The organism is Brenneria alni, from assembly GCF_003666245.1.
Lineage (GTDB): Bacteria > Pseudomonadota > Gammaproteobacteria > Enterobacterales > Enterobacteriaceae > Brenneria > Brenneria alni.
Map to the genome: position 1 here is coordinate 1 of NZ_MJLZ01000089.1, position 3,374 is coordinate 3,374.

At 51.0% G+C, this 3,374-nt stretch carries 3 protein-coding genes; 1 reads left to right on the plus strand and 2 read right to left on the minus strand.

Features of this window, described 5'->3' with window-relative positions:
• The first annotated feature begins 89 nt into the window (after window positions 1-89).
• The gene (locus tag BIY29_RS19635) at window positions 90-1,430 is read left to right on the plus strand and encodes an anaerobic C4-dicarboxylate transporter (protein ID WP_121576686.1); all 1,341 of its coding nucleotides are present in this window, start codon (window positions 90-92) and stop codon (window positions 1,428-1,430) included.
• A gap of 54 nt (window positions 1,431-1,484) precedes the next feature.
• Here BIY29_RS19635 and cuyB read toward each other — a convergent pair whose 3' ends face one another.
• Entirely contained in the window at window positions 1,485-2,225 is a 741-nt protein-coding gene (cuyB, locus tag BIY29_RS19640) for a cysteate racemase (RefSeq protein ID WP_121576687.1), read from the minus strand.
• Window positions 2,222-3,235, minus strand: coding sequence for a D-cysteate sulfo-lyase (cuyA, locus tag BIY29_RS19645; protein WP_121576688.1), 1,014 nt, complete (start codon window positions 3,233-3,235; stop codon window positions 2,222-2,224). Before cuyA ends, cuyB begins: the two co-directional genes overlap by 4 nt.
• Window positions 3,236-3,374 lie beyond the last annotated feature (139 nt).

Genomic DNA, 3,374 nt, shown 5'->3' on the forward strand with positions numbered 1-3,374 from the left:
ATTAATAACAAACAGTACTTATATAGTACCCACGACGAAGGTAAGACAACCTAATTAATTAACTCGTCATTTCGAGCAATGGGGTATATATGGATTTTATCGTTCAATTAGTCATTGTCCTGATCTGCCTTTTCTACGGTGCTAGAAAAGGGGGGATCGCGCTGGGTTTATTAGGCGGTATAGGGCTCGTTATTCTGGTATTCGTGTTTAAGCTTCAACCGGGGAAACCGCCAGTCGACGTTATGCTGGTCATCATCGCGGTGGTCGCGGCATCAGCGACACTTCAGGCCTCAGGTGGTCTGGATGTCATGCTACAGATCGCAGAACGCTTACTGCGTCGTAATCCAAAATATGTATCGATTATTGCGCCGTTTGTTACCTGTATTCTGACCATCCTGTGCGGAACCGGTCATGTGGTTTATACCATCCTGCCAATTATTTATGATGTCGCCATCAAAAATAATATCCGTCCGGAAAGACCTATGGCCGCCAGCTCTATCGGCGCGCAAATGGGTATTATTGCCAGTCCGGTATCCGTCGCCGTCGTGTCACTGGTGGCGATGCTGGGTAACTATACCTTCCAGGGCAAACATCTTGGATTTCTCGACCTGCTGTCCATTACCATTCCGTCTACCCTGCTGGGTATTCTGGCGATCGGTATCTTCAGTTGGTTCAGAGGAAAAGATTTAGATAAAGACCAGGATTTTCAGAAATTTATCTCTGTACCAGAAAACAAACAGTATGTTTATGGCGATACAGCGACTTTACTGGACAGAAAACTACCGCGCAGCAACTGGGTTGCCATGTGGATATTCTTGTCTGCTATTGCCGCTGTCGCCATTTTGGGTGCGGTGGAAGAACTGCGCCCGGCATTTGGTGGCAAGCCCTTATCCATGGTGCTGGTCATTCAAATGTTCATGCTGTTCTCCGGCGCTATCATTATCATGGCAACCAAAACCAACCCGGCGTCTATCTCCAAGAACGAGGTGTTTAGGTCAGGTATGATTGCCATCGTTGCCGTTTATGGGATTGCCTGGATGGCGGAAACCATGTTCGGTGCGCATCTTGAACAGATTAAATCCACACTGGGTACGTTGGTAAAAGAGTACCCGTGGGCCTATGCCGTTATCCTGCTGCTGGTGTCGAAATTCGTTAACTCGCAAGCCGCTGCATTAGCCGCTATTGTACCGGTTGCGCTGGCAATCGGCGTGAATCCGGCTTATATCGTAGCTTCTGCGCCAGCTTGTTACGGTTACTACATTCTGCCGACCTACCCGAGCGATCTGGCCGCTATTCAGTTTGACCGTTCCGGTACAACGAAAATTGGCCGGTTTGTAATTAACCACAGCTTTATCCTGCCAGGTTTAATCGGGGTGATTACATCCTGTATCTTTGGCTGGGTGTTTGCTGCTATGTATGGCTTCCTGTAATACCTAAGCCCTGAAAAAGACCGTTCGGGAAACCGGACGGTCTTTTATTTTGGATTACTCTTTATCAGAACGTTGCCATTCCCGAACGCAAGCCTGAGCCAATGCACGGGTTGGGTCGAGACTGACATCCAGCCAATGTGAATTTACCGCAGCCAATGCCGGCGGCACTTCCGTACAGGCCAGAATCAGCCGTTGCGCGCCACGGTCAATCAGTCTTTGGGCCAGTTGCCCAAGTAAAGCGCCGCCTTTATGTAATTCTCCGCGCTTTACCGCATAACAGCCCGGAACAAAAAGCGTTTCCATCTCTTGTTCATCCGGCTCCAGCGTTGCTGCCCCCAATGCGGCAAACCGCTGCTGATACCAGCCAGCCTCAAGAGTACCCTTTGTCGCAATCAGTCCTATATTCTGTAGTACCTCAGTCCGTTTTTTCACCAGATACGCTACAGAAGCCAGCGTCGCATCAGCGATATGGATCAGCGGGGCATCACTCGCCGCAGCCAAAGTATCAAACCAGTGATGCGCCGTATTACAGGGAATAACGATGTGACTGACGGAAAGACTATTCAGTTGGCTAACCGCGGCCAGCAACGCAGGCAAGGGGGATTCGCCCGTCCCGGCTAACGCCCGCTGACGATCGGGGATCTGCGGTACATTCCAGGCCACTACCGGCACATGATCCTGATCGCGAGATACGGGGGTTTCCTCAATGATCTTTTGCAGCAAATCGACGGTTGCCAGCGGCCCCATGCCACCCAGTACCCCGATTAAAGTGGTTTTTCCCGGATGAATGCTCATCCAATGAACGCTTGTTCAAAAAGTTGACGATAACCAAACAGCCCGGCAGAGCCACCGGTATGAATAAAGACAATGTTCTGATCGCGGCCAAAGTGCCCTTTGCGAATCAGATCGATCAGCCCCGCCATCCCTTTCCCTGAATAGACCGGATCAAGCAGGATACCTTCCAACTGCGCCAGTAAGGTCAGAGCTTCCAGCGTGCCCTCGGTCGGAATACCGTATCCCTTCCCCACATAGTCGCTATTGACTTGCACTGCATGGCGAGGAACTTCACCGGCAATTCCCAGCAGTTGCCAGGTTCGTTGAGCCAGCGCAAACACATTCTCTTCCTGCTTCTCCCGTGGCGCCCTCACACTTATCCCCAGCAGGGGGATCTGGCTGTTGGTCGCGGTTAACCCCGTCACCAGACCAGCCTGCGTACCGGTGCTACCGGTTGCATGAACAATATGATCGATGCGTAAACGCTGCTGACTGGACTGAAACAACAGCTCCTCCGCACAGGCCACATACCCCAGCGCCCCGACGGGACTAGAGCCGCCGCCGGGAATGACATAAGGGTTGGCGCCCTGCTTACGCAAATCGTCCGCCAACGTTTCCATTGCTTGCTGCATATCCGTTCCTGCCAGCAGATGATCGACGATTTCGCCGCCCAGCAGGTTATCCAGCAAAATATTACCGGAGCACTGATAGTCCTCACCATAATCGGTGACGCGCTTTTCCAACAGAATCTTCGTTTTTAGCCCCAGTTTTGCGGCGGCGGCAATAGTTTGCCGCACATGATTGGACTGGGTAGCCCCCTGAGTGATAATGACATCAGCCCCCTGCAGCCGGGCATCGGCTAACAGAAATTCCAGCTTACGTGTTTTATTGCCGCCGGTGGCTAACCCCGTGGCATCATCACGTTTGATGTAAATATTCGGGCCGCCCAAATGTTTGGATAGCGCAGGCAAGGCTTCCAGCGGCGTGGGGAAATGCCCCAACGTCAGCCGGGGAAAACGGGCAAGGTGCATGATTTTCTCCTCAAAAAGACTACTGATTAATATGGCGCCCATTCCAGGCCACTGAATCCAAGTACCTTTAATCTTATATTTATCATTTCTACTTTCCCTATTATGTGTAAAAATATTGTAAGTTAAACAAATATTAAAT